Here is a 25,616-nt window from a genome sequence, read left to right as displayed (position 1 = left end):
TCCCGTGTCGGGCCGGGCCGCCGCAGCGTCCCGACTCTCTTCTGTCCAGCACCGAACGTTGCAGTACGGGAAGAAGACGCAGGCGCCGTCCGGTCCATTCACCGCATGCCTACCGATCTGTGAATGCAATCTGTGATCGAGCGACATCGCGGACGTCGGCACTGCGCGGAAACCTGCGAATTCCTGGCGGGTGGCCCCCGTGACGGCCTGTCTCGCCCCCTCACACGAGGCCGCCGCTTGCGCTCGGACGCGGCCTGTGCTGTCGCATGGGACCTCGCGTGGACGAAGGGCGACCGCCGGAGCCTCCACGATCCTCTTCCTCACCTCCGCGCCGAGCCTCGTCCGGCCGCTCGCGGCAAGGAGCCAGACCCTTGGCGATCACCCGAGACGATGTGCTGAAGGTGCTCTCGACCGTGACGGTCGATGCCGCCGGCACCACCCTGCCCGCCTCCGGGCGCCTGTCGCAGGTGGTGGTGGACCCCACCAACCGGGTCATGTTCTCGATCCTTATCGATCCGAGCGAGGCCCAGCGCTTCGAGCCGATCCGACGTCAGGCGGAAGGGGCGATCCTCGCCGCGCCCGGCGTCTCGGGCGTCTTCGCAAGCCTGACCTCCGAGCGCGGGCCGAACCAGCCGGCGCCGCCGCAGCCGCCGGCCCCCGGCCGCCCGGCCGTTCCCCCCCAGCGCACCGGCCCGGCCCTGCCGGGGGTCCGGCACATCGTCGCGGTGGCCTCCGGCAAGGGCGGCGTCGGCAAGTCCACCACGGCCTGTAACCTCGCCCTCGCGCTCTCCGCGCAGGGGCTGAGGGTCGGGCTGCTCGATGCCGATATCTACGGCCCCTCCGTGCCGAAGCTGTTCGGCCTGTCGGGCAAGCCCAAGGTCATCGAGGAGCGGCTGCTGGCGCCCATGGAAGGCTTCGGCATCAAGGTGATGTCCATCGGCTTCCTGATCGAGGCCGAGACGGCGATGATCTGGCGCGGGCCGATGGTTCAGTCGGCGATCACCCAGATGCTGCGCGAGGTCGCCTGGGGCGAGCTCGACGTGCTCGTGGTCGACATGCCCCCCGGCACCGGCGACGCGCAGCTGACCATGGCGCAGGCGACCCCGCTCTCGGGGGCGGTCATCGTGTCGACGCCGCAGGACCTCGCCCTGATCGATGCGCGGCGCGGCGTGACCATGTTCCGGAAGGTCGCGGTTCCCATCCTCGGTGTGATCGAGAACATGGCGACCTTCATCTGCCCGCATTGCGGCACGGCCTCGCACATCTTCGGGCATGGCGGCGCGCGGGCGGAGGCCGAGCGCCTGGAGGTGCCGTTCCTCGGGGAGGTGCCGCTCAACATGACGATCCGCGAGACCTCCGATGCCGGCCGCCCCGTGGTGGCGGTGGACCCGGACGGCCCGCATGCGCAGGTCTATCGCGGCATCGCGGCCAAGCTCTGGGCCAACCTCACCGGCGGACCGGCGCCCCGCGCGGCCCCCCGCATCGTCATCGAGTAGCCCTCGCATGCCGGCGGTTCCGGTGCCGGACGTCCTCGGCCTCATCCTGGCCGGCGGCCTGTCGCGGCGCATGGGCGGGGGCGACAAGCCCCTGCGGCTCCTCGGCGGGCGCACGCTCCTCGACCGCGTGCTGGCCCGCTTCGCGCCCCAATGCGGGGCCGGCGTGATCCTGAACGCCAACGGCGATGCGCGGCGTTTCTCCGGGTTTCCGGGGAAGATCGTTCCGGACGGCGTCCCGGACCATCCCGGTCCCCTCGCCGGCATCCTGGCCGGCCTCGACCACGCGGCGCTGCATCACCCCGGGATCACGCACGTCGCCAGCGTCTCGGGCGACGCGCCGTTCCTGCCACCGGACCTCGTGGCGCGGCTCGCGGCGGTGCGGGACGGGGATGCTATCGCGGTGGCGGCATCGGGGACGCGCGAGCATTTCACGGTCGCGCTCTGGCCGGTGGCCCTGCGAGCGGACCTGCGCCAGGCCCTGGTGGAGCGGGGCGAGCGCCGGGTCGGGGCGTTCCTGGCGCGCCACGGGGCGGTGCCGGTCTCGTGGCCGACGGAGCCCCACGATCCCTTCGCCAACATCAACACACCCGAGGATCTGGCCGCGGCCGAGCGCGTGCTCGCCGGCGCCGAGCGATCCTGATCCGTCGCGTCAGGGCGATAGCGCGCTGCAGGCGCGGACGCCCCTTCGCTATCGGGGACTTCCGGGCCTCGGCCGTCCGGTCCCGGGTGGAACCGGGACCGGACGGCATGGGGATCAGGCGGCGTCGACGGTCGCCTTGACGATCTTGTCGGGGGAGCGCGGCGGCTCGCCCTTGTTCAGGGTGTCGACCACGTCCATGCCCTCAACGACCTTGCCCCAGACCGTGTATTGCTTGTCCAGGAAGCGGGCATCGCCGAAGCAGATGAAGAACTGCGAGTTGGCCGAGTGCGGGAAGTTGGTGCGGGCCATCGAGCAGGTGCCGCGCACGTGCGGCTCGGCGTTGAATTCGGCGTTGAGGTCGGGGAGGTCGGAACCGCCCGAGCCCGTGCCGGTCGGGTCGCCGGTCTGCGCCATGAAGCCGTCGATGACGCGGTGGAACGGCACGCCGTCGTAGAAGCCCTGCGCGGCGAGCGTCTTCAGGCGCTCGACATGGTTCGGGGCGAGGTCGGGGCGCAGCCCGATCACGACGCGGCCCTTGGTGGTCTCCAGGGTGATGGTTTCGGTCTCTGCCATGGTTCTCAAGCTCCTTGTCGCTGGGAGGGTCGGTGGATGAAGCGGAGCGCGATCGGGCGCCCCGCGATGGCCGCGCCGAGGGCGGGGGTGATCCGGGCTGGCGTGCAGCGCCGGATCGCCCGCAGGGCCGCATCCGAGAGGATGCGGGCGGCGTGGGTGTTCGAAGCCGGTCTCGCGTAGGTCACGCGGGGCGTGCCGATGACGGACCCGTCGCGCCGGAGGGAGAAGCGTGTCGTGATCTCGCCGTCACCGGCGTCGGCGGGTGCCGTCCAGCAGGCCGCGAGCACGGGATACAGCGCCCGGAGGGTGTTGGCGGTCCCGGCCGGACGGTCCTGCGGCACCCGTACGGTGCCGCGCAGCGTCTCGGGCAGCGTCGGCGGTCCGGTGAAGGGCGCCCCCTGAGCGGAGGCGACGACGCCGAGGCCCGCCGCGGCGAGAGCCGCGACGGTGGTCCCGACGCGTCGTCCGCCCGGCCGCAAACTATTTGGCTCCCTGCGCCATCTGCATCTTCACAATCTTGTCGGGGTTCTGCACCGCCCCGCCCGGCGCGCCGGCGGCGGCCTTCTTGATCGCGTCGACATGCTCCATGCCGGACGAGACCAGGCCGACCACGGTGTACTGGCCGTTCAGGAAGGGCGCGTCGCCGAGGCAGATGAAGAACTGGGAATTGGCCGAGTTCGGATCCTGCGAGCGCGCCATGCCGACGGTGCCGCGCCGGAACGGGGAGGACGAGAACTCCGCCGGGATGTTCGGCAGGCTCGAGCCACCGGTCCCGTTGCCCTTCGGGTCGCCGGTCTGGGCCATGAAACCCTCCATGACGCGGTGGAACTTCAGGCCGTTGTAGAAGCCCTGCTTGATCAGGGTCTTCAGCTGGGCGACGTGCTTCGGCGCCAGATCGGCCCGAAGCTCGATGGTGACGCGACCGTCCTTGGTGTCGAGGAACACCGTGTTCTCGTCTGCCGCCAGGGCCGCGGGGGCCGTGCCGATCAGGGCGGCGACGGCCAGGAGGGCGATCCGGCGGTTGAGGCCGAGGGTCTTGCCGAACGTCATGGGCAGGCATTCTCTCTGGTTGTCGAAACGAAGGAGTCAGGCTCTCGGGAAACGCTGGGCGAGGCGCTCGGCCACCAGGGGCGGCACGAAGGGCGAGACGTCGCCGCCCATCGCGGCGATCTGCCGGACCAGCGTGGCGGTGATCGGGCGCACGCCCGTGGAGGCGGGGAGGAACACGGTCTGCACCTCCGGGGCCATGGCCCCGTTCATGCCGGCGAGCTGCATCTCGTAATCGAGATCGGTGCCGTCGCGCAGACCCCGGATGAACACCGTCGCTCCGACGCGACGCGCCGCCGTCACGGCGAGATCGTCGAAGGTGACGATGGTGAGCTCGGTGCCTTCGGCCTGCGCGAGTGGCGTGCAGGTGGCGCGAAGCAGGTCGGCCCGTTCCTCGGGCGAGAACATCGGCGCCTTGCCGGGATGGACGCCGATGGCGATGACGAGGTTCGGCACGAGCCGGCACGCCTGACGGATGACGTCGAGGTGTCCGTTCGTGACCGGGTCGAACGAGCCGGCATAGAGGGCGGTGCGGATCATCGCGGCCCGGGGTAGAGCATTTCGGCCGGAAACGAAACCACCGCGCCGTGGACGAAAAAGGCGGACCCCCTTTCGGGGATCCGCCTCGACGCCTGTCGGGCTCGTGCGAACGAGCGCTGCGTTGATCCTAGTAGGAGCCGAACTTGTAGTTGATGCCGGCGCGCACGAGGCTTCCCTCGGTCGAGAAGCGCGAGGTGTAGGAACCGGTCACCGGTGCGAGGTTCGTCTGGTTGACGATCACGTTGCGGGTGCCGAGATCGTAGCGCAGGTATTCCGCCTTCACGGTGACCGCGCTCGCCTTGAAGAAGTTCAGGAAGCTGTCCGTCGGGATGGCATACTCGATGCCGCCGCCGTAGACGTAGCCGGTTTCCATCTGGCTGAAGCGGCCGGAATAGGCGAGCGGGCGAGCCGCCGCATTGCCGAAGAAGTCGGCGCTGTAATTGACGCTGCCGTAGGCGAAGCCGCCGGTGCCGTACACCAGGAACTTGTCGAAGGCGTAGCCGAGGCGTCCGCGAACCGTGCCGAGGAAGTCGAGGCTCTGACGGAACGTCGACGGATCGTTCAGCGAGCTGATGAAGGTCCGCGTGCGCTCGAGATCCGTGTACTGGGCGTCCGCCTCGATGCCGACGACGATCCCCGAGCCCGGAGTGAACTGGTAGTTGTAGCCGATGCCGCCGCCGCCGGTGAAGCCTTCCTGCTCGCTGCGGAAGCTGCCAGGCCGGCGATTGCTGAGGACGTTCCCGACCGTGCTGGTGAAGGCAGGTCCGATCAGGGCACCGGCGCCGGGACCGTTGTTCCCCGTGGTCCGGATCGCGCTGTTCTCGCTGAAGGCATATCCGGCGTTCACGCCGAGGTAGAAGCCCGTCCAGGTGAAGACCGGGACCGGGACGAAGACCGGCGGCGCGGCGCGGCGCGGCAGGTCGGCGGCCGAAGCGGCGCCGCACAGGAGGATGCCGGTGGCGCCGGCGAGAAGGGTCTGTCTCAGCACGATGTGTGTCCCGTGAATGTCTGGTGGCGCTTGATCACGGGGTACGCTGTTGTTGCTGGTAAGACTATTGTAAAAAGGCCACATGCTTTAGTAATGCGGGGTGTAGCTGGCCGGCCCGCATTACGATTGATCTGCCTAAATAGTCCCCGCGAACACAGAAACGTGATGCTCGCGGGGTGTAGTCAGCCGGCGATCATGCCTCCTCGACTGTTTCGCTCTCGTCCTCGCCCTCGATATGCTCGACCGAAACGACCTTTTCGTCGGCGGCCGTGTTGAACACCGTCACCCCCTGCGAGGCGCGGCCGACGATGCGGATGTCGTCCACCGGCACCCGGATGAGCTGGCCGCCGTTGGTGACCAGCATGATCTGGTCGGAGGCCTGGACAGGGAACGAGGCCACGAGGGCGCCGTTGCGGGCGTTCACCCGCATGGCGGTGATGCCTTTGCCGCCGCGCCCCGAGGTCCGGTACTCGTAGGACGAACTGCGCTTGCCGTAGCCGCGCTCGGAGAGGGTGAGCACGAATTGCTGCGCGGCGCCCATCTCGGCGTAGCGCTCCTGCGAGAGCAGCGGCACATCGGTGGCGACCTCCTCGGAATCGGCATCGCCCCCTTCCGTGTCGCCGATGACGGCCCGCTGCATCTTCAGGAATGCGCCGCGCTCTTCCGGCGTCGCCTCGAAGCTGTTGAGGATCGTCATCGAGATGACGCGGTCGTCCTTGGCGAGGCTGATGCCGCGCACACCGGTGGAATCGCGGCCCTTGAAGACGCGGACATCCTCGACGGGGAAGCGGATGCACTGGCCCGCCTGCGTGGTAAGCAGCACGTTCTGGTCGGCCCGGCAGATCTCGACGTGGACGATGTGGTCGCCCGCGTCGAGCTTCATGGCGATCTTGCCGGCGCGGTTCACCTGGACGAAGTCCGAAAGCTTGTTGCGCCTCACCCCGCCGCTGGCGGTGGCGAACATGACGTCCAGGGTCTCCCAGGAGGCCTCGTCCTCGGGCAGCGGCATGATGGTGGTGATGCGCTCGGTGCCGGCATCCATGGCGAGGATGTTGACCAGCGCCTTGCCGCGCGCGTTCGGGGCCGCCATCGGCAGGCGCCAGACCTTCTCCTTGTAGACCTGGCCCTGGTTCGAGAAGAACAGCACCGGCGTGTGCGTGTTGGCCACGAACAGGCGGGTGACGAAATCCTCGTCGCGGGTCGACATGCCCGAGCGGCCCTTGCCGCCCCGGCGCTGGGACCGGTAGGTCGAGAGCGGCACGCGCTTGACGTAGCCCGCATGGGACACGGTGACGACCATGTCCTCGCGCTGGATCAGGTCCTCGTCCTCGACGTTGGAATCCCAGTCGAGGATCAGGGTGCGGCGCGGGGTGGCGTAGGCCTCGCGCACCTCCGCGAACTCATCCTTGACGATGCCCATGATGCGCAGGCGCGAGCGCAGGATGTCGAGGTAGTCGGCGATCTCGTCGGCGAGCTTCTTCAACTCGTCGCCGATCTCGTCGCGGCCGAGTGCCGTCAGGCGCTGCAGGCGCAGGTCCAGGATGGCGCGGGCCTGCACCTCGGAGAGGCGATAGGTATCGTCCTCCGAGACCCGGTGGCGCGGATCGTCCACGAGGGCGATCAGCGGGGCGATGTCGTGGGCCGGCCAGTCGCGTGCCATCAGCGCGTCGCGGGCGGTGTTCGGGTCGGGCGAGGTCCGGATGAGGCGGATCACCTCGTCGATGTTGGCGACCGCGATGGCGAGACCGCACAACACGTGGGCGCGCTCGCGGGCCTTGTTGAGGAGGAACTTGGTGCGTCGGGAGACGACCTCCTCGCGGAAATCGATGAAGGCCTGCAGGAGGTCCTTCAGGTTCATCAGTTCGGGGCGGCCGCCGTTCAGCGCCACCATGTTGCAGCCGAACGAGGATTGCAGGGGCGTGAAGCGGTAGAGCTGGTTCAGCACCACGTCCGCCATGGCGTCGCGCTTGATCTCGACCACGATGCGCATGCCGTCGCGGTCGGATTCGTCGCGCAGGTCGGAGATGCCCTCGACGCGCTTCTCCTTCACCAGTTCGGCGATCTTCTCCATGAGCGTCGCCTTGTTCACCTGATACGGGATCTCGGTGAAGATCAGCGCCTCGCGCTCCTTGCGCAGTTCCTCCACGTGGGACTTCGCCCGCATGATGACCGAGCCGCGCCCCGTGGCGTAGGCCTGCCGCGTACCGGCCCGCCCCAGGATCGAGCCCCCGGTGGGGAAGTCGGGGCCGGGCACGATCTCGGTGAGCTGCTCGATGGAGAGGCCAGGCTCGTCGATGAGCGCCACGCAGGCATCGATCAGCTCGCCGAGGTTGTGCGGCGGGATGTTGGTGGCCATGCCGACCGCGATGCCGCCGGCGCCATTGACCAGCAGATTGGGGAAGCGGGCCGGAAGGACGGTCGGCTCCTCGCGCGACTCGTCGTAGTTCGGCTGGAAGTCGACGGTGTTCTTGTCGATGTCGGCGAGCAGCGCGTTGGCGGGCTTGGCCAGGCGCGATTCGGTGTAGCGCATGGCCGCCGGCGGATCGCCGTCGACCGAGCCGAAATTGCCCTGCCCGTCGATGAGCATCAGGCGCATCGAGAAGTCCTGCGCCATGCGGACCAAGGCGTCGTAGATCGATTGGTCGCCGTGCGGGTGGTAGAGACCGATCACGTCGCCGACGATGCGGGCCGACTTGACGTACTTGCGCTCCGGCAGGTGCCCGCTCTCGTAGGCGGAATACAGGATGCGCCGGTGCACGGGCTTGAGGCCGTCGCGCGCATCCGGAAGCGCCCGGCTCACGATCACGCTCATGGCGTAATCGAGGTAGGAGCGCTTCATCTCGTCGGTGATGGAAACGGGCTTTATGTCGGAGGCGGGGGCAGGCGTGCCGGCGCCCGGAATGTCGTTCTCTGCCAAGGTCTTCGGTCTCTGCTGATACGAGGCCCGGAGCGTCCGCGTCGGCGGTCGGCCGCGCCCGCTCACGGGGTTGTTGCGCGCGGCATCGGCGCGGGGGCCGAACCGCGCGGGGTCCTGGAATTTCTATAGCAGATCGTCGGCGGGCAAGCCACCGAGAGGCCCGGTTAACCCTTTGGCCAGGAACGGTTTGCCCCGGGGTGCACGGCACCCTGGGACGGTCGGCGCCCCCCGCGAACGCGAACGGGCGCGACACCCATGGCGCCGCGCCCGCGATGGCCCTCGTCGAGGCCGGGAATTCTAGAACGGGATATCGTCGTCGAGGTCGAAGTTCGGCTTGGAGCCACCGCCGCCGCCGCCGGACGGACGGCGCTCGCCGCCGCCGGAGGGGCGGCCGCCACCGCCGCCGCCATACTCCCCGCCGCGATCGCCACCCCGGTCGCCGCCGCGCCCGCCACCGCCGCCGAAATCGCCGCCTCGGCTGATCTGGCCGCCGCCTTCCTCGTCCATGCCCATCTCGCCGCCGCCGCCGGCGCGCCCGTCGAGGAGGGTGAGCTCACCCCGGAAGCGCTGGAGCACCACCTCGGTGGTGTACTTCTCGACGCCGGACTGGTCCGCCCATTTGCGGGTCTGGAGCTGGCCCTCGATGTAGACCTTCGAGCCCTTGCGCAGGTACTGCTCCGCCACGCGGGCGAGATTCTCGTTGTAGATCACCACCGAGTGCCACTCGGTCTTCTCCTTGCGCTCGCCCGACATCTTGTCCTTCCAGGACTCGGATGTGGCGATGCGCAGGTTGACCACGGGATCGCCGGAGGCGAGGCGTCGCGTCTCGGGGTCGCGCCCGAGATTGCCCACCAGGATCACCTTGTTCACGCTGCCGGCCATGCCGCTCTCTCCTACCGATCGATCTCACGATGCGCCGCGATCGCGGACTCTTCGTCCGAACGACCGCGGTACGGCCATTCATGGGCTTCCATGGCCTCGGCCGCAATCGCCGCGGACGCTCTGTCCCCGTGACTCCCAGAGTCCGGCGCAAGGCTTATGTTCTATATTTGTTCTTGTCCGATGGCAAGGCGCGCCTGATGCGCGCCCTGCCGGCGCCTCAGGCGATCCGGACGATGAGCTTCCCGAAGTTGCGTCCCTTCAGGAGGCCCGCGAAGGCCTCGGGCGCGTTCTCGAGCCCGTCCACGATATCCTCCCGGTGAACGATCGCGCCCTCGCGCAGCCAGGTGCCGACCTCCGTGAGGAAGTCCTGTTCCTGCGCGGCGAAATCCCAGACGATGAAGCCCTGCAGGTGGAGGCGCTTCGACAGGATCGACCGCATGAGGAGCGGCATCCGGTCGGGGCCGGGCGGCAACTCGGTGGCGTTGTAGCCGGAGACGAGGCCGCAGACCGGGATGCGGGCGAAATCGTTGAGCAGGGGCAGTACCGCGTCGAACACCGCACCGCCGACATTCTCGAAATACACGTCGATCCCGCCCGGGCAGGCGGCGGCGAGCGCATCCGGGAAATCCTCCGCCCGATGGTCGACGGCCGCATCGAAGCCGAGCGTGTCCGTGAGGTAGGCGCATTTCTCGGGGCCGCCCGCGATGCCGACCTCCCGGGCTCCCTTGCGCCGCGCGATCTGACCCACGAGGGACCCGACGGGGCCCGTCGCGGCGGCGACCACCACGGTCTCGCCGGCCTGCGGCCGGCCGATGTTGAGGAGGCCCGTATAGGCGGTCATCCCCGGCATGCCGAGAACCCCGAGGGCGGTGGTGACGGGGGCGGCGGCCGGATCGAGCCGACGCAGGCCGCGACCGTCCGAGACGGCGAAGTCCTGCCACCCGCCGAAGCCCACCACGGTCTCGCCGACGGGGTGATCGGGGTGGTTGGAGGCGACGACCTCGGAGACCGTGGCACCCACCATGGTGTCGCCGATGGCGACGGGCTCGGCATAGGATTTCGCCGCGCTCATGCGCCCGCGCATGTAGGGGTCGAGGGAGAGGTAGCGGTTGGCCAGCAGCACCTCCCCCGCCTTCGGTACCGGCATCCGCCCCTCCTCCAGGCGGAAATGCGAGGCGTTCGGCTCGCCGTGGGGGCGGGCGGCGAGGACGATGCGGCGATTGACGGGGGTCATCGGGATACTCCTGGGTCGGGTGCCGAAGGCGGTGCCAAGGGCGGTGCCAAGGGCGGGGCGGTGATCCGGGACAGGTGGGGCGATTCGGCGCCGTGGCGACCCCGTCCGGGTCCGAGGCGGGCCGACCCGCGTTGTCGGTGTCGGGGATACTCTCGGGGGACGAGGAGACGAAGCGATGACGGCTGGATGGGGGATGCGCGGGGCGACGCTCGGGGTGATCGGAATTCTGGGGATCGGAATTTTGGCGATCGGAATTTCGGGTATCGGGATCGCCGAGGCTGCCGAGAACCCCTTGGCGCGCTATCGCTGGAGCGCGCGGGTCGTGGTGATCTCCGCGCCGGGGCCGGACGACGCGAGCCTGATCGCGCAGCGCGCCACCCTGGCGAAGGCCGGCACGGGGCTCGAGGATCGCGACCTCGTCATCGTGGAGGCGGTCGGCGAGACCCGGGAGGCCGTGGCCCTGCGGCGCCGGCTCGGATTGCCCGCCGGCGCGTTCCGGGCGGCGCTCATCGGCAAGGACGGCGGGGTCAAGCGGGTCGAGGCCGCGCCGTTTCCCGTTCAGGACCTGTACGAGACCATCGACGCGATGCCGATGCGGCGGGACGAGATGCGCCGATAGCCGGACGCTCCGGCATGCGATGGCCAAAACGAAGAGGGGCCGCCCTGGGCGGCCCCTCCTGCGAGCGGGATCGGCGATCCGATCAGTAGCAGCGCTCGATCAGCACCCGGCGGTAGCCGTAGGGGGTCCAGCGGACGCGCGGGACGGTGTAGCAGCCGCCGCCGTAGCCGTAATCGTAGGCGCCGTAGCCGACGGGCGCATAGCCGCCGCCGTAGCCATACCCGTAGCCCGGGCCGTAGCCACCATAGAGGCCACCGGCCGCGAGGCCGAGACCCACGCCGAGGCCGAGGCCGCCGAGTCCGTAGCCGTAACCGCGCCCGTAGCCGCGGCCGTAATAGCCACCGCGATAACCCCCGAATCCGCCTCGGTAACCACCGAAGCCCGCGTGGCGATAACCGCCGAAGCCACCGCGATAGCCGCCGAAGCCCCCACGGAAGCCGCCGCCGCCGAACCCGCCACGGAAGCCGCCTCCACCGAACCCGCCGCCGTGGAAGCCGCCGCCATGGAAGCCACCGCGTGCCTCGGCGGTCGCCGGGATCATCGCGAGCGCGCCGATCATGGCCGCCGAAGCCAGAACAACTCGTTTCATCACATCGTCTCCGAAAGAAGCCGAAACGTCCCCTTCCCTCGTCAAACGCGGTGGCACCAGGAAGGGTTCAGGCGCGTTTTGTCTCTCCCGCTTTCGTGAAGCGCGCGTCCATCCCGCGCATCGCCCGCTCCAGCCTTGAAAAGGCGGGGTGTTTCGGGCGAGGAAGCGTGGCCGCCCGCCGCGATCCCCGATCGGGCCTGGCGCCAACGGGTGTGAGGGATGATGGTCCAGGATGTCGTGCGGCCCCGCGCTCGGGTGAGCCGTCCTCCGGTCGCGGCCCTCCTCCGCGCCAACCTTCTCCGCACCGGCCTGCTCGGCCTCGTGCTGGCGGGTCCGGCGGTTGCCGCCCCGGTCCCGGCCCCGGCCCCCGCACCGTGCCAGGTCGTCCAGGCGGAGGGCGAATCCTACACCGTCTGCACCGCCGACCTGCGCCGCGACCGGGTGCGGGTGTTCTGGCTCGGGCGCGACGGCCTGCCCTATTCCGCCCTCTCGACGCTGGCCGAGAAGCAGGGCGCGGGCCTGCGCTTCGCGATGAATGCCGGCATGTACGACAAAGGCCAGGCCCCGGTCGGGCTCTATGTCGAGGAAGGGCGCGAACTGAAGGGCGTTTCCACGGCCAACGGCCCCGGCAACTTCCACTTGAAGCCGAACGGCATCTTCTGGGTGAAGGGCGACCGGGCCGGCGTGATGGAGACGGGCCGCTACCTGCGCAGCCCCCCCAAACCGGATTTCGCCACGCAATCGGGCCCGATGCTGGTGGTGGACGGACACATCCACCCCAAGATCTCCGCCGATGGCCCGAGCCAGAAGATCCGCAACGGGGTGGGCGTGCGCGACGATGGCCGCACCGCCGTCTTCGCCATCTCGGAGCGCCCCGTCACCTTCGGGGCCTTCGCGCGCCTGTTCAAGGATACGTTGAACTGCCGCAACGCCCTGTTCCTCGACGGGAGCGTCTCCAGCCTCTACGCGCCCTCGCTGAACCGCTCGGACCTGAGCCGTCCACTGGGGCCGATGGTGGGGGCCGTGGCGCGCTGAGGCGTCACCGCGCAGGCATGCGCCGCCTCACGCATCGTCCTCGCGCGCGAACACTTCCCCCTCCGCCGCCAGCCGCGCGTCGGCCTCGTCGCTCCTGAGGACCTGGAGGGCGTGAAGCTCCGTCAGCAGGCCGCGCAGGCGGAGATTCGCTTCCTCGCAATCCGCCGGTTCGGCGCTCCCGATGCCGCAGCCCGCGATGGTCTCTTCGGTCTGGCGCTCGACGGCCGCCCGGTCTGTCGGCGAGAGGCCGTCGAGATCCCCGAAGCCGAGCTCCAGTGCGATCAGTTCGGCGATCTCGCGCCGCTTGTCGTCCACGGCGGACATGCGCGCCTCCGTTAAGCGATTCCGTGCCTAGAGAACGGTCAGCGCGGCGATGTCGATCCAGGCTTCCTGCTCATCCCCGTCGACATCCCCGTCCACGAACCAGCGGCACAGGGCGCGGTCGCCCTCCAGGGCCACGACGGTCAGGGTCGCCTCGTTGTCGTCGGAGGACACGTAGTCGCCGATCTTGATGGTCACGGAACGCTCCTTCGCATGCGAGTCCGGGTTTCGTCTGGATGGTCCCGCGCGGCCAGACCAAATCCGGTCGATTCCTTCGGACTGCCGGATCTGCGCTTCGCTCAGGTGCCGCGCGGGCCGATCTCATACGGCATCCGCGTCGATCGAGCGGAAGCCGTATCAGGCCCGCTTCGCGCGCTTGCCGAAAGCGACGGACAGACGGGCGCGCACGCCCTCGGGGATCTCCGTCTGCGACTCGACGCGCACCGCCGGCATCTCGGCGCCGATCGTGCTGCGCGGGTCGAAGTCGAAGCGCAGGTGGCGCAGGCCGAGCTCGAGGCCGGTCACACCGTCCGACTGGGTCAGGTCCTCGCCGAACACCTCGATCAGCGGGCCGTCCGGGTCACCCTTCTCGATCTGGATGATGAAGTAGCCGGCCGGCTCCTCCTCGTCGTCGGCGCCCGAGATGAGGGTGATGCCGTTCTCGATATCGAGGCGCACCCGCTCCACCGTGAAGGTCGTGACGTCGTCGTCCATGCTACGTGTCTCTCACGAAACGCCCGCCGCAGCGGGTTTGCTGAAGGGAAGCGGTCGGTGCCCCGGCGTTTCGTGGGGCACGCTCAGCGCTGTCCGTGCTTGGTGTCGGTGAACAGGTCCTTGAACTGGCGCGGCTGCGAGCGCCAGTACTGCTTGGGCGCCCGCACCTGCGCGCCGAGTTCGGCCGCCGCGTGCCAAGGCCAGCGCGGGTTGTAGAGCAGCGCGCGGGCGAGCGAGACCGCGTCGGCCTCGCCCTTCTGCAGGATGGATTCCGCATGGGCCGCCTCGGTGATCAGCCCCACCGCGATGGTGGTGAGGCCCGTCTCGGCCTTGATCCGCTCCGCGAAGGGCACCTGGTAGCCCGCCGAGAGCGGAATCTTCTGCTGCGTGGAGAGGCCGCCGGTGGAGACGTGGATCGCCGCCGCGCCCCGGCGCTTCAGGGCGTGGGCGAGCTCCACCGTCTCCTCCAGGGTCCAGCCCGCCTCGACCCAGTCCGTGGCCGAGACCCGCATCCAGACGGGCTTGCCGGCCGGGACGGCGTCCCGCACGGCCTCGAAGCACTCGAGGGGAAAGCGCATCCGGTTGGCGAGCGAGCCGCCATACTGGTCGGTGCGCTGGTTGGAGAGGGGGGACAGGAACTGGTGCAGGAGGTAGCCGTGCGCCCCGTGCAGCTCGAACCCGTCGATCCCGAGGGTCAGCGCCCGGCGCGCGGTGGCGACGAAGCCGTCGCGGATGCGCTTCAGCCCCTCCGAATCGAGGGCGTGGGGCGCCACCTCGCCCTCCCCGTGGGCGAGCGCCGAGGGGCCTTCGGTGCGCCAGCCGTCCGGCGCCTCCGGGTCGATCTGGGCGCCGCCGTCCCAGGGGGCGCGGCTGGACGCCTTGCGGCCCGCATGGTTGATCTGGATGGCGATCGGCACCGGCGCGTAGCCGCGCACCGCGTCGAGGACGCGTCCCAGCGCCCGCTCGGTCTCGTCCGAATAGAGGCCGAGGTCGGTGGGGGAGATCCGCGCCTCGGGCGAGATCGCGGTGGCCTCCAGGGTCAGCAGACCCGCCCCGGACATCGCCATCTGCCCGAGATGCATGAGGTGCCAGTCCCCGGCCTCCCCCGCATGGGCCGAATACTGGCACATGGGGGCCACGATGATGCGGTTCTCGAGCGTCAGGTCGTCGAGGCGCAGGGGCTCGAACAGGCGGGCGGTCATGCGGGTCTCCGGCAGATCGGTGTCCCCGCATAGGTGGCGCGTTCGTGGGCGCTTGGCTAGGCGGGCCCGCGGGGGTTGGTTAGCCGGCCCCGATGCCCCTGTCCTTCAGGCTCGCGCCGATCTCGTCGAGCACGCCCGCATCGTCGATGGTCGGCGGAGTGGTCCAGGCCTCGCCGTCGGCGATGCGCTTCATGGTGCCGCGCAGGATCTTTCCGGAACGGGTCTTGGGCAGCCGCTGCACGGTGAGCGCCAGCTTGAAGGCGGCGACGGGGCCGATCTGCTCGCGCACGAGGGCGACCAGTTCGCCCTCGATGGCCTGGGACGCGCGGTCCACGCCCGATTTCAGCACCACGAAGCCGCAGGGCTGCTCGCCCTTCAGCGCGTCGCGGATGCCGATCACGGCGCATTCGGCCACATCCGGGTGGCTGGCCAGCACCGCCTCCATGCCGCCCGTCGAGAGCCGGTGCCCCGCGACGTTGATGATGTCGTCCGTGCGCCCCAGCACGGTGACGTAGCCGTCGTCATCCACGATGCCGGCATCCGACGTGTCGTACCAGCCGGGGAAGGTGGCGAGATAGCTCGTCCGGAAGCGCGCGTCCGAGCCCCAGAGGGTGGGCAGGCAGCCCGGCGGCAGGGGCAGCCGCAGGGCGATGGTGCCCATGGTGCCGGAGGGGACCGGCTTGCCGGCCTCGTCGAGCACCCGGAGGTCGTAGCCCGGCATCGGCATGCAGGCGCTGCCATGCTTGACCGGCAATTGGCCGAGGCCGACCGGGTTGCCCGCGATGGCCCAGCCGGTCTCCGTCTGCCACCAATGGTCGATGACCGGACGGGCGAGCGCCCGCTCGGCCCAGGCCACCGAATCGGGGTCGGCCCGCTCGCCGGCCAGGAACAGGGAGCGGAAGGCCGAGAGGTCGTAGGCACCGACCCGCTCGGCGCGCGGATCCTCCTTCTTGATCGCCCGCAGGGCGGTGGGGGCCGTGAACAGGCAGACGGCCCCGGACTCGGACACCACCCGCCAGAGCGCGCCGGCATCGGGCGTGCCCACCGGCTTGCCCTCGTAGAGCACCGTGGTGCAGCCGTGCAGGAGCGGCGCGTAGACGATGTAGGAATGGCCCACCACCCAGCCGATGTCGGAGGCGCAGAAATAGGTCTCCCCGGGAGCCACGCCGTAGAGGTTCGGCATCGACCATTTCAGGGCGACGCAGTAGCCGCCGGTATCGCGGACCACGCCCTTGGGCTTTCCCGTCGTGCCGGAGGTGTAGAGGATGTAGAGCGCATCGGTGGCGGCCACGCTCACGCACGCCGCGTGAATCCCCTCGGCCTCGGCGCGTGCCACCGTCTCGGCCCAGTCGTGGTCCCGCCCCGCCACGAGGTCGGCGGGGCCTTGCGGGCGCTGGAGGATGAGGCAGGCCTCCGGCTTGTGCGTGGAGGCGGCGATGGCGGCATCCAGCAGCGGCTTGTAGGCCACGACCCGGCTCGGCTCGATGCCGCAGGAGGCGGCGAGCACCACCTTCGGCGTTGCGTCCTGAATCCGGATCGCCAGTTCGTTCGCGGCGAACCCGCCGAACACCACCGAGTGGACGGCCCCGAGCCGGGCGCAGGCGAGCATCCCGAACAGGGCCTCGGGCACCATCGGCATGTAGATCACGACGCGGTCGCCGCGCTCGACGCCGAGGTCGCGCAGCACGCCCGCGAGGGTCGCCACCGCGGTGAGCAACTGCGCGTAGGTGATCCGGCGCTTCGCGCCGGTGACGGGGGAATCGTACAGGATGGCGGCCTGCTCGCCGCGTCCGGCCGCGACGTGACGGTCCACCGCGTTGTGGCAGGCGTTCAGGGTCGCATCCGGAAACCAGCGTCCGTAGCTGCCGGCCGCCGCCTCGAAGGCGCGGGTCGGCGGAGCGTCCCAATCGATCGCGCGGGCGGCATCGAGCCAGAACGTTTCCGGATCGTTGAGCGAGGCCGCGTGGATCTCGGTGTAGCGTCCCGACAGCGGAGGCGTGGCGGCGGGCGTCGGATTCATGGCGTATCCCTGCGGGTGGCCGGTCGTGGATGCCGGTTTTCAGCGCAGTCTACGCGGGTTTCGCGCCGTCGGGGATTCCCGACACCCGGAGTCGGGCCGGGAAACGAAAACCGCCGCCCTGGAAACCAGCGGCGGCGGCGAACACTCAGAGAATCAGTAACGAGTCGGGGTGGCCGCTAATGCAGCGCGTCGGTGTCGCTTCGCAGCCGGTTGATCTCGTCCTTGAGGTGAAGCTTGCGTCTCTTGAGTTCTGCGATGCGCAGATCGTTCGCCGAGGGTCGGTGGGCGGCGTCGTGGATTTCCCGCTCGAGGGCTTCGTGCTTGCGGGCGAGCTGGGTCAGGTGTGTCTGCAGTGACATGAGCCGTATCTCCTGTCTCGTTTCGACGGGGCTAGACTGGCATATGATCAGCCGGCTGTCTAAGCCTATCGACGGCCATGCTTGACGGATGTTTGTGCAAGCGGATGTTTGTGCAGGAGCGCCGCCGGGTTCTTGCCGAGGCCCTCCACCTGACGCATGGTCGGCGGGGTAAAGCGTCCCGGGGCATCAGGTGCGATGACGGTCCTGTTCGATAACGATGCATCGGTGGAGCCGGCCGACGAGTTGGCGCGGCTGAAACAGGAGCATCGCGACCTCGACGGCGCGATCGATGCCCTCGAGGTCGGGGTGGTGGCCGACCAGCTGCAGATCCAGCGCCTGAAGAAGCGCAAGCTCTCCCTGCGCGACCGGATCTCGTACCTGGAAGACCAGATCACCCCCGACATCATCGCCTGACGCGGGCCCGGGGGGCAGAACGGCCGCGAAACGGGATCCTGCCTTGCGGGCGCGTCGCCGCTTTTGTATGCGGCTCCCCTGGAGCCTCGGCGCGTCGCCCGGCTGATTGCGCGTGACTGCGAAGGGATGTGACGACGATGGCGGGAGCCTCCCCGGTCGCGATCATCATGGGCAGCCAGTCCGACTGGGCGACCATGCGGCATGCCGCCGAGACGCTGGATGCGCTCGGCGTCGCCCATGACGACCGCATCGTCTCGGCCCACCGTACGCCCGACCGCCTCGTGGCCTTCGCCAAGGGGGCCAAGGCGCAGGGATACCAGGTGGTGATCGCGGGCGCCGGCGGCGCCGCCCACCTGCCCGGCATGACGGCGGCGATGACGCCCCTCCCCGTCCTCGGTGTTCCCGTCGAGTCGAAGGCCCTCTCGGGCCAGGACAGCCTGCTCTCCATCGTGCAGATGCCGGCCGGGATCCCGGTGGGCACCCTTGCCATTGGCCGGGCGGGGGCGGTCAACGCCGCCCTGCTCGCCGCCGCCATCCTGGCGCTGACCGATGCGGACCTCGCCGCCCGCCTCGAAGCCTGGCGTGCCGCCCAGACTGCGAGCGTCGCCGAAGCCCCGCGCAGCGATTTGCCTTGAGAGCCGAACGACCTTGAGAAACGAAGTTCCGTGACCCGCATTCCCGACATCCGGCCCGGCGCGACCCTCGGCATCGTGGGCGGCGGCCAGCTCGGCCGCATGATCGCGCTCGCCGCCGCCAGCTACGGCCTCAAGGTCCATATCTTCGCCCCCGACGCGGACAGCCCCGCCTTCGACGTGTCGGCCGAGCGGACCATCGCGGCCTATGACGACGTGGCCGCCCTGACGCGCTTCGCTGCGAGCGTCGACGTGGTGACCTACGAGTTCGAGAACATCCCCGCCGAGGCCGCCGAAGCGCTCGCCGCCAAGGCCCCCCTGCACCCGAACGCCGCCGCCCTGGCGACGACCCAGGACCGGCTCGCCGAGAAGAGCTTCGTCAACGGGCTCGGCATCGAGACCGCCCCCTTTCGCGCCGTCGACACGGCGGCGGATCTTGCCCGCGCGCTCGCCGAAATCGGCCGCCCGGCTGTGCTGAAGACCCGCCGCTTCGGCTATGACGGCAAGGGCCAGCGCATGATCCGGGCCAAGGGCGACATCGACGCCGCCGCGATCCTGGCCGAGTTCAACGGCGCGCCCTGCATCCTCGAAGGCTTCGTGCCCTTCGAGGCGGAGGTGTCCGTCGTCGCTGCGCGCGGACTCGACGGGGCGTTCGCGGCCTACGACCCCTGCGCCAACGAGCACCGCGACCACATCCTGGCCGTGACCCGCGTCCCCGCCCCGGGGATCGCGCCGCAGGTCGAGGCCGCCGCCATCGGCATCGCCCGCCGCATCGCCGAAGCGCTCGATTATGTCGGGGTGCTCGCGGTCGAGATGTTCCTGGTGCCGCAGGCGGACGGCCTCTCCCGTGTGGTGGTCAACGAGATCGCGCCGCGCGTCCACAATTCTGGCCACTGGACCATCGAGGGCGCGACGACCTCGCAATTCGCCCAGCACGTCCGGGCGGTCTGCGGCTGGCCCCTGGGCGAGCCGTCCCGCGTCGGCGGCATGCTGGTGGAGATGCACAACCTCATCGGCGCCGACGTGGACGACTGGGCCGGGATCCTCGCCCGTCCGGGCGCGCAACTCCACCTCTACGGCAAGGGCGAGGCCCGGGCCGGCCGCAAGATGGGCCACGTCACCCGGCTGATCCCGAAGACCTGAGGGTCCCCCGACCGCGGCCCATTTGCGACACCCGGACGCCCGCGTGCGGGTCCGCCCGGCATTCGGAACCGGCATCCGCTCCGGGCCTTACCTTCGCCACATCGAACCGCTTGAGCGGGACCCATGGCCGGTCCTTAAGCGCGCGTTCACCGCGACGCGGGATTGTGCCGGCGCGGGGGCCGACGGTTCGGGCCCCGCCGACGGACGATATCGATCAGGGGCGGCGTCGCGCGCGGCGCCGGGGGGAGCGAAGACCATGACGGTTGTGAAGCTGCGGGCATCGAAGGCGGGGCTGATCGGGGCCACGGCGCTCGTGGCGGCCGCGCTGGCCGGATGCGAGACCTATGGCGGCGGCGGTGCCACCGCCTCGCGCCAATTCGCCGTGCTCGAATCTGACGCCACGGGGGCGACCACCGTCAACATCGCCTCGCTCTCCGAGGTGATCCAGCGCAACCCGAACGACGCGGCAGCCTACGTGACGCGCGGCGCCGCCTATGCCCGCGCCGGCCAGTTCAACGACGCCATCGGCGACTTCACCAAGGCGGTGCAGATCGACCCGAACTCGGCCTCCGCCTACAACAACCGCGCGCTCGCCAACCGGCAGACCGGCCGCAACGACGCCGCGCTCCAGGATTTCTCGAAGGCCATCGCCGCCGACCCGAATTACGGCCCGGCCTATATCGGGCGCGCCAACGTGCTGCGTGCGCAGGGCGACCTCGAGGGCGCCACCTCCGACCTCAACCAGGCGATCCGCCTGACGCCCGAATCCGCCGAAGCCTACCATGCGCGCGGGCTGGTGCGTCAGAAGCAGGGCCAGAACACCCAGGCCATCGCGGATTTCGACGCCGCCATCGACCGCAACCCCTTCGTGGCGGCGCCCTACGCCGCCCGCGGCCAGAGCCTGATCGCCACCAACCAGTACGACAAGGCGATCGAGGACTACAACGCGGCGTTGAACGTCAACAACAAGGACGCGACATCCTGGGCCTATCGCGGCGTCGCCTACGAGAAGTCGAACCGCAAGAAGGAAGCGATGGAGAGCTACCAGCGCGCGACGCAGCTGGAGCCGGGCAACCCCATCGCCAAGCAGGGCCTCGGCCGCGTCCAGGGCGGTGTCGGCTCGCTCTTCAACTGAGCGAACCGGAGAGGCGCCGTCCGGGTGGAGCCGGACGGCGCAGCGTCGGTGCGATATTCGCGCCCCAGTCTACCCCGCCCCTCAGCCCACCCCGAGGCGATGCTCGCAGAGCATGCGCCGCACGGTGCCGGTTGCGGACCGGTAGACCACCGTCTCGGTCTCGATCATGCCCGGCTTGAAGCGGACGCCCTTGAGGAGGGCGCCGTCCGTCACGCCGGTCGCCGCCACGATGACGTCGCCCCGCGCCATGTCGTCGAGCTCGTACTTCCGGTTCGGATTGCTGATGCCCATCCGGGCGGCGCGCTCGCGCTTGTCGTGGCTGTCGAGGATCAGCCGACCCTGCATGTGGCCGCCGATGCAGCGCAGCACGCCGGCGGCGATCACCCCCTCCGGGGCGGCGCCGATGCCGAGGTAGATGTCCGCGCCGGTGGCGTCCGCGTTGGCGGTGTGGATGATGCCGGCGATGTCGCCGTCCGAGATCAGGCGGATGCCGGCGCCGGTCTCGCGCACGGCGGCGACGAGCTGCATGTGGCGCGGCCGGTCGAGGATGATCGCGGTGATCTGGGCCGGGTCGACCCCCTTGTGCCGGGCGAGCGCCGCGATGTTGTCGGCCGGGCTGGCGTCGAGGTCGACCAGGCCCGCCGGGTAGCCCGGGCCGATGGCGATCTTCTGCATGTAGACGTCGGGCGCGGCGAGCAGCGAGCCCGCCTCCGCCAGGGCGGTGACCGCGATGGCGCCGGGCATGTCCTTGGCGCAGAGGGTGGTGCCCTCCAGGGGATCGACCGCGATATCGACCTTGGGGCCCTCCCCCGTGCCCAGGCGCTCGCCGATATAGAGCATCGGCGCGTTGTCGCGCTCGCCCTCCCCGATCACGACGGTTCCGTCAATCGGCAGCAGGTTCAGCTCCAGGCGCATCGCGTCGACGGCGGCCTGGTCGGCTTCCTTCTCGCGGCCCTGCCCCCGCAGCCGCGCCGCCGCGATGGCGGCGCGCTCGGTCACGCGCGCGAGTTCGAGGGTCAGGGACCGGGCGACGGGCACGCGCGAGTCCAAATTGCCACCGGACATGAAAGCCTTGCGTCCCTTCGCTGACGTTTCGGCGAGTTCTAAGAACTAAAATGCGTCGAACAAACTGAATTCCGGCGGCTGCACGCATTTTTCTTCATTCATCCCCGGATCGTGTCTTAACGGACGCAAAGACTCGACGGATACAAAGAACTGCCGAACCAAAGGACCCGCCGGACGGATGAACCCGGAGGGGAGAACTGCCTACTCGCGTTCGATCCGGATCACCTGCGGTGCTTCGGCGAGGAGGCCGTCCGCCGCGATGGCGTCGAGGGCCGCCCGGATCGTGCCCTCGGTGGCGGCGTAGGTGATCAGGACCAGGGGCACCGGCTGGCCGGAGCGGCCATGCGGATCCTTCGAGGCCGCGCTCTCGGAACGCCGCTGCAGGATGCTCTCGATGGAGATCTCGCGCTCGGCCATGCGGGTGGCCACGCCGGCGGCGACGCCCGGGCGGTCGTGCACGGTGAGGCGGATGTAGTAGCCGCCCTCGTGCCGCTGCATGGCGACCCGCTGCGACGGGGTCAGCGCCCCGGTGGGACGGCCGAAGGTGGGGCGTCGGGTGCCGGCCGCGATGTCGGTGATGTCGGACACCACCGCCGAGGCCGTGGCCTCGCCGCCCGCCCCGGGGCCGATCAGGGTGAGTTCGCCCACCGCGTCCGCATCGATAGTGACCGCGTTGGTCACGCCCATGACCTGGGCGATGGCGGAGGATTTCGGCACCATGGTCGGGTGCACACGCTGCTCGATGCCCCCGGCCGCCGCCTGGGCGACGCCCAGCAGCTTGATGCGGTAGCCGAGCTCCTCGGCCATGGTCAGGTCGAGGGGCTGGATCGCCGAGATGCCCTCGACGGAGACCCCTTCCGCGTCGACCTCGGTGCCGAAGGCGAGGCTCGTCAGGATGGCGAGCTTGTGGGCCGTGTCGAAGCCCTCGACGTCGAAGGTCGGGTCGGCCTCGGCATAGCCCAGCGCTTGCGCATCCTTGAGGCAGGCCTCGAAGGTCAGGCCCTCGCGCTCCATCCGGGTCAGGATGTAGTTGCAGGTGCCGTTCATGATTCCGTAGATGCGCGACACGGCGTTGCCGGTCAGCCCCTCGCGCAGGGCCTTGATCACCGGGATGCCGCCGGCGACGGATGCTTCGTAGGCCAGGGCAACGCCCCGGTCCTCGGCCTGCTTCGCCAGCGCCGCGCCGTGCTTGGCGAGCAGCGCCTTGTTGGCGGTGACCACGTGCTTGCCGGCGTTCAGGGCCGCCTCGACGGTCGCCTTCGCTGCGCCTTCGGCGCCGCCGATCAGTTCGATCACGCAATCGACCTCGGCGGAGGCCGCCAGGGCGACGGGATCGTCGAACCAGGTCACGCCGGTGAGGTCGAGGCCGCGATCGCGGCTCCGGTCGCGCGACGAGACGGCGGTGACCTGGATGGTCCGGCCGCTGGTCTGGCCGAGGGCCTCGGCGCGACGGGCGACCATGCGGACGACGGCGGCGCCGACGGTGCCGAGGCCGGCAACGCCGATGCGGAGGCTCTGTGTCATGACGTGTTCCGTAAATCTGCCGGGTCGTGAATCGGTCGCGCCCGGCGACGGACCCGTGCAGGTCCCGCGTCGATCGGCCGATGCGGACGCCGCGCGCGACGCGGCCCGATCTTCTGCAACGAATCCCCCAGGGGCGCAACAAAACGGCCGGCGCCGGGGCGGTTCGCGGTTACGGAAGGCGCGCGCGGTAGCGGATCGCGATGCGGATCAGCGCGAAGAGGACCACCGCGTTGAGGACGTGCCACGCGGCATGGGTGCCGATCGGCCAGACCGGGCAGACGGCGCGGTCCAGCGTGCGGAAGCCCAGCGAGAGGGCGAACAGGGCCGCCACCCCGAGGAGCCCCCACCCGGCCTGGCGCCGAGCCGGTCCGAGCGCGCAGCCCTGCGGCCGCAGCAACCCGGCGGCGACGCCGAGGAGCGCGAGGACCGCCGGCACGTAGCCGATGGAGCCGTTGGTGAGCGCGTCCGTCGCGCGGCCGAGGGCGGCGTCGAGGGCCGGCTCCAGGCCGAAGCTGAAGGCGGCAAAGCCGAGGGTGGCGCCCGTGGCCGCCAGGGGGCCGAGGCCGAAATAGCGCCGCATCGCCAGCCCGAAATAGCCGTAGATGAACAGCGCGATCGGGATGACGTCCGCGAGCAGCGACCAGCGCACCGCCAGGGTGTGGAACAGGAACGATCCGACGCCCACCACGGCCACGAGCGCGCCGAGGGCGAGGGCCGGCCCGTCGCGCGGTTCGCTCCGGCGGGCCTGCCACCCGGCGAGGCCCGCCGCCGCCAGGAAGGCGGCGTTCGACAGCGCGTTCACCGGCTCGGCCCAGAACCCGGGATCGCTCCGCTCGCAATAGGCGCAGATGGGCGCCAGCCAGTCCACGGACATCCGGGTCTCCCTCCATCCTGCCACGGTCGGACGCCTTGCCAGTCCGCCGCGAAGGCCCGATGACGGGCCCCATTCGTCACGGCGGCCGCCGACCTCCCTCGCCGACCCCCCTCGCCGCTCTCCCCGACCCCTCGCGCCAGGATTCCCTGCCCATGCGGATCGCCACCTGGAACGTCAACTCGATCAAGCAGCGCGTCGGCCACCTCGTGGGGTTTCTCGACGAGGCCAAGCCCGACGTGGTCTGCCTGCAGGAGCTGAAATGCCAGGATGACGCCTTTCCTCGCGCCGAGATCGAGGCGGTGGGCTACGCCGTCGAGACCCTGGGCCAGAAAGCCTATAACGGCGTCGCCCTGCTGGTGCGGGCGCCCCTGGCGATGCGCGAGGTCCGGCGCGGCCTGCCCGGCGACCCGGAGGACGAGCAGGCCCGCTACCTCGAGGCGCTGATCTCCGGCGAGGGCGTGAGCCCGGTCCGCGTGGCCTCCATCTACCTGCCCAACGGCAACCCGGTCGACAGCCCGAAATACCCCTACAAGCTCGCCTTTCTGGAGCGCCTGCGCCTGCATGCGCAGGGTTTGCGCGAGGCCGAGGAGGCGCTGGTGCTCGCCGGCGACTACAACGTGATCCCGGACCCCGAGGATGCCGCCGACCCGGAGGCGTGGCGCGCCGACGCCCTGTTCCTGCCCCAGAGCCGGGCAGCCTTTCGCGCGCTCCTGGCCGAGGGGTTCACGGATGCCCTGCGCGCCTGCGACCCGCGCGCGGGCGTCTACAGCTTCTGGGATTACCAGGCGGGCGCCTGGAACCGGAACGCCGGCATCCGCATCGACCACCTGCTGCTGTCGCCGCAGGCGGCCGACCGGCTGGTCTCGGCCTCGGTGCAGAAGCACCTGCGCGGGCTGGAGAAGCCCTCCGATCACGTTCCTGTCACGGTGGAACTCACCGACGCGTGAGCGAACGATCCGCGCTTCCGCGGGTTGGGGAATGCTGTCCCATCCAAAGCGGAGAAAAACACACGTGAAGCTCTACGGCACCGGCTATTCGCCCTACGTCCGCAAGGTCCTCGTCGCCCTGGCGGAGAAGGGAGAGGCGGCCGAGCACATCCCGCTGTTCTTCCACGACAAGGACCCGGCCTTCCAGGCGGCGAGCCCGCTCGGCAAGATCCCGGCCTTCGACGATGACGGGTTCCTGCTCGCGGATTCCTCGGCGATCCTGTTCTATCTCGAGGCGAAGTTTCCGAGCCCGTCCCTGATCCCGACCGAACCCAAGGCGCTGGGCCGCGCGGTCTGGTTCGACAAGTACGGCGACACGGAGATGTTCGCGACCATCATCAAGCCCTTCGCGAACCGGGTGGTGAAGCCCAAGCTCCTGGGTCAGCCCGGCGACGAGACCGCCGTCACCAAGGCGCTCACCGAGGAACTGCCGAAGATCTACGATTACCTCGAGGGGCAGATCACGGGGGCCTACCTCGTCGGCGACGCCTTCAGCATCGCGGACATCTCGGTGGTCACCGGCTTCCACAACCTGCATCTGGCCGGTGAGTCGGTGGATGCCGGGCGCTGGCCGAAGCTCGCGGGCTACGTGAACGGCATCCTGGCGCGGCCGTCCTTCGTGACCGCCCTCGCGGCGCGCACCAGCCAGCAGTGATGTCGGGCCGCT

General features: G+C 70.1%; 28 protein-coding genes. 10 read left to right on the top strand and 18 right to left on the bottom strand.

All coding sequences use genetic code 11. The features are described from left to right. Positions 1-371: 371 nt before the first annotated feature. Together OF380_RS19065 and mobA are read left to right on the top strand one after the other, a co-directional pair. Positions 372-1,496, top strand: coding sequence for an Mrp/NBP35 family ATP-binding protein (locus OF380_RS19065; protein ID WP_264046720.1), 1,125 nt, complete (start codon positions 372-374; stop codon positions 1,494-1,496). 7 nt (positions 1,497-1,503) lie between these two features. Then, complete coding sequence (gene mobA / locus OF380_RS19060; RefSeq protein WP_264046718.1) at positions 1,504-2,136, top strand: molybdenum cofactor guanylyltransferase MobA; 633 nt, start codon at positions 1,504-1,506, stop codon at positions 2,134-2,136. Positions 2,137-2,250: 114 nt separating this feature from the next. Here mobA and OF380_RS19055 read toward each other — a convergent pair whose 3' ends face one another. The 8 genes from OF380_RS19055 to OF380_RS19020 form a co-directional block, all read right to left on the bottom strand. Next, the gene (locus tag OF380_RS19055) at positions 2,251-2,709 is read right to left on the bottom strand and encodes a peptidylprolyl isomerase (protein ID WP_264046716.1); all 459 of its coding nucleotides are present in this window, start codon (positions 2,707-2,709) and stop codon (positions 2,251-2,253) included. A 5-nt stretch (positions 2,710-2,714) separates the two neighbouring features. Continuing rightward, positions 2,715-3,188, bottom strand: a complete 474-nt coding sequence (locus OF380_RS19050; protein WP_264046714.1) for a hypothetical protein — start codon at positions 3,186-3,188, stop codon at positions 2,715-2,717. 1 nt (position 3,189) lies between these two features. Beyond that, positions 3,190-3,759, bottom strand: coding sequence for a peptidylprolyl isomerase (locus tag OF380_RS19045; protein WP_264046712.1), 570 nt, complete (start codon positions 3,757-3,759; stop codon positions 3,190-3,192). A gap of 36 nt (positions 3,760-3,795) precedes the next feature. Next, positions 3,796-4,296 carry a pantetheine-phosphate adenylyltransferase gene (coaD, locus tag OF380_RS19040; RefSeq protein WP_264046710.1) on the bottom strand — a complete coding sequence of 167 codons (501 nt, stop codon included), beginning with the start codon at positions 4,294-4,296 and terminating at the stop codon, positions 3,796-3,798. A gap of 127 nt (positions 4,297-4,423) precedes the next feature. Further along, positions 4,424-5,281 (bottom strand): outer membrane protein, encoded by an 858-nt coding sequence (locus OF380_RS19035; RefSeq protein ID WP_264051399.1) that lies wholly within the window; start codon positions 5,279-5,281, stop codon positions 4,424-4,426. Between the two features lie 196 nt (positions 5,282-5,477). Then, a complete protein-coding gene (gene gyrA, locus OF380_RS19030) occupies positions 5,478-8,201 on the bottom strand; it encodes a DNA gyrase subunit A (RefSeq protein WP_404810480.1) in 2,724 nt (907 codons plus the stop codon). Positions 8,202-8,498: 297 nt separating this feature from the next. Continuing rightward, positions 8,499-9,083 (bottom strand): single-stranded DNA-binding protein, encoded by a 585-nt coding sequence (ssb, locus tag OF380_RS19025; protein ID WP_264046709.1) that lies wholly within the window; start codon positions 9,081-9,083, stop codon positions 8,499-8,501. A 217-nt stretch (positions 9,084-9,300) separates the two neighbouring features. Then, positions 9,301-10,317: an NADP-dependent oxidoreductase gene (locus OF380_RS19020; RefSeq protein ID WP_264046707.1), complete on the bottom strand. Its 1,017-nt coding sequence runs from the start codon at positions 10,315-10,317 to the stop codon at positions 9,301-9,303. 193 nt (positions 10,318-10,510) lie between these two features. Between OF380_RS19020 and OF380_RS19015 the strand changes: the two genes are divergently transcribed. Then, entirely contained in the window at positions 10,511-10,936 is a 426-nt protein-coding gene (locus OF380_RS19015; protein ID WP_264051397.1) for a DUF4174 domain-containing protein, read from the top strand. A gap of 82 nt (positions 10,937-11,018) precedes the next feature. Here OF380_RS19015 and OF380_RS19010 read toward each other — a convergent pair whose 3' ends face one another. Beyond that, a complete protein-coding gene (locus OF380_RS19010) occupies positions 11,019-11,525 on the bottom strand; it encodes a hypothetical protein (RefSeq protein ID WP_264046704.1) in 507 nt (168 codons plus the stop codon). Positions 11,526-11,744: 219 nt separating this feature from the next. Between OF380_RS19010 and OF380_RS19005 the strand changes: the two genes are divergently transcribed. Then, a complete protein-coding gene (locus OF380_RS19005; RefSeq protein ID WP_264046702.1) occupies positions 11,745-12,560 on the top strand; it encodes a phosphodiester glycosidase family protein in 816 nt (271 codons plus the stop codon). A 27-nt stretch (positions 12,561-12,587) separates the two neighbouring features. Here the strand turns inward: OF380_RS19005 and OF380_RS19000 are convergent, their stop codons facing one another. From OF380_RS19000 to OF380_RS18975, 6 genes are all read right to left on the bottom strand, one after another. After that, entirely contained in the window at positions 12,588-12,884 is a 297-nt protein-coding gene (locus OF380_RS19000) for a hypothetical protein (protein WP_264046700.1), read from the bottom strand. Positions 12,885-12,911: 27 nt separating this feature from the next. Continuing rightward, the gene (locus OF380_RS18995) at positions 12,912-13,079 is read right to left on the bottom strand and encodes a hypothetical protein (protein ID WP_264046698.1); all 168 of its coding nucleotides are present in this window, start codon (positions 13,077-13,079) and stop codon (positions 12,912-12,914) included. A 159-nt stretch (positions 13,080-13,238) separates the two neighbouring features. Further along, positions 13,239-13,595, bottom strand: a complete 357-nt coding sequence (locus OF380_RS18990) for a hypothetical protein (protein WP_264046695.1) — start codon at positions 13,593-13,595, stop codon at positions 13,239-13,241. Between the two features lie 83 nt (positions 13,596-13,678). After that, the gene (locus OF380_RS18985; protein ID WP_264046693.1) at positions 13,679-14,797 is read right to left on the bottom strand and encodes an NADH:flavin oxidoreductase/NADH oxidase; all 1,119 of its coding nucleotides are present in this window, start codon (positions 14,795-14,797) and stop codon (positions 13,679-13,681) included. A 79-nt stretch (positions 14,798-14,876) separates the two neighbouring features. Next, entirely contained in the window at positions 14,877-16,817 is a 1,941-nt protein-coding gene (locus OF380_RS18980) for a propionyl-CoA synthetase (protein ID WP_264046691.1), read from the bottom strand. A gap of 176 nt (positions 16,818-16,993) precedes the next feature. After that, positions 16,994-17,176, bottom strand: coding sequence for a YdcH family protein (locus OF380_RS18975; protein ID WP_264046689.1), 183 nt, complete (start codon positions 17,174-17,176; stop codon positions 16,994-16,996). A 195-nt stretch (positions 17,177-17,371) separates the two neighbouring features. On the opposite strand from OF380_RS18975, the gene OF380_RS18970 reads away from it, so the two are divergent. From OF380_RS18970 to OF380_RS18955, 4 genes are all read left to right on the top strand, one after another. Beyond that, positions 17,372-17,590, top strand: a complete 219-nt coding sequence (locus OF380_RS18970) for a YdcH family protein (protein WP_264046688.1) — start codon at positions 17,372-17,374, stop codon at positions 17,588-17,590. Positions 17,591-17,727: 137 nt separating this feature from the next. After that, on the top strand, positions 17,728-18,225 hold the full coding sequence (gene purE, locus OF380_RS18965; RefSeq protein ID WP_264046687.1) for a 5-(carboxyamino)imidazole ribonucleotide mutase: 498 nt from the start codon (positions 17,728-17,730) through the stop codon (positions 18,223-18,225). Between the two features lie 99 nt (positions 18,226-18,324). After that, complete coding sequence (locus OF380_RS18960) at positions 18,325-19,365, top strand: 5-(carboxyamino)imidazole ribonucleotide synthase (protein ID WP_264051396.1); 1,041 nt, start codon at positions 18,325-18,327, stop codon at positions 19,363-19,365. 256 nt (positions 19,366-19,621) lie between these two features. Then, positions 19,622-20,500 (top strand): tetratricopeptide repeat protein, encoded by an 879-nt coding sequence (locus OF380_RS18955; protein ID WP_264046685.1) that lies wholly within the window; start codon positions 19,622-19,624, stop codon positions 20,498-20,500. A gap of 81 nt (positions 20,501-20,581) precedes the next feature. On the opposite strand, the gene glpX is transcribed toward OF380_RS18955, so the two are convergent. The 3 genes from glpX to OF380_RS18940 form a co-directional block, all read right to left on the bottom strand. Further along, a complete protein-coding gene (gene glpX / locus OF380_RS18950; protein ID WP_264046683.1) occupies positions 20,582-21,538 on the bottom strand; it encodes a class II fructose-bisphosphatase in 957 nt (318 codons plus the stop codon). Positions 21,539-21,766: 228 nt separating this feature from the next. Further along, positions 21,767-23,089, bottom strand: a complete 1,323-nt coding sequence (locus OF380_RS18945) for a homoserine dehydrogenase (protein WP_264046682.1) — start codon at positions 23,087-23,089, stop codon at positions 21,767-21,769. Between the two features lie 169 nt (positions 23,090-23,258). Beyond that, positions 23,259-23,963: a ceramidase gene (locus OF380_RS18940; protein WP_264046680.1), complete on the bottom strand. Its 705-nt coding sequence runs from the start codon at positions 23,961-23,963 to the stop codon at positions 23,259-23,261. 152 nt (positions 23,964-24,115) lie between these two features. On the opposite strand from OF380_RS18940, the gene xth reads away from it, so the two are divergent. Together xth and OF380_RS18930 are read left to right on the top strand one after the other, a co-directional pair. Beyond that, positions 24,116-24,910 carry an exodeoxyribonuclease III gene (xth, locus tag OF380_RS18935; RefSeq protein WP_264046676.1) on the top strand — a complete coding sequence of 265 codons (795 nt, stop codon included), beginning with the start codon at positions 24,116-24,118 and terminating at the stop codon, positions 24,908-24,910. Between the two features lie 64 nt (positions 24,911-24,974). Next, positions 24,975-25,604, top strand: coding sequence for a glutathione S-transferase family protein (locus tag OF380_RS18930; protein WP_264046674.1), 630 nt, complete (start codon positions 24,975-24,977; stop codon positions 25,602-25,604). Positions 25,605-25,616: the final 12 nt, after the last annotated feature.

This window comes from Methylobacterium sp. FF17 (assembly GCF_025813715.1).
In the GTDB taxonomy this organism is placed as follows: Bacteria; Pseudomonadota; Alphaproteobacteria; order Rhizobiales; family Beijerinckiaceae; genus Methylobacterium; species Methylobacterium flocculans.
This window is presented reverse-complemented; position numbering and strand designations above follow the sequence as displayed.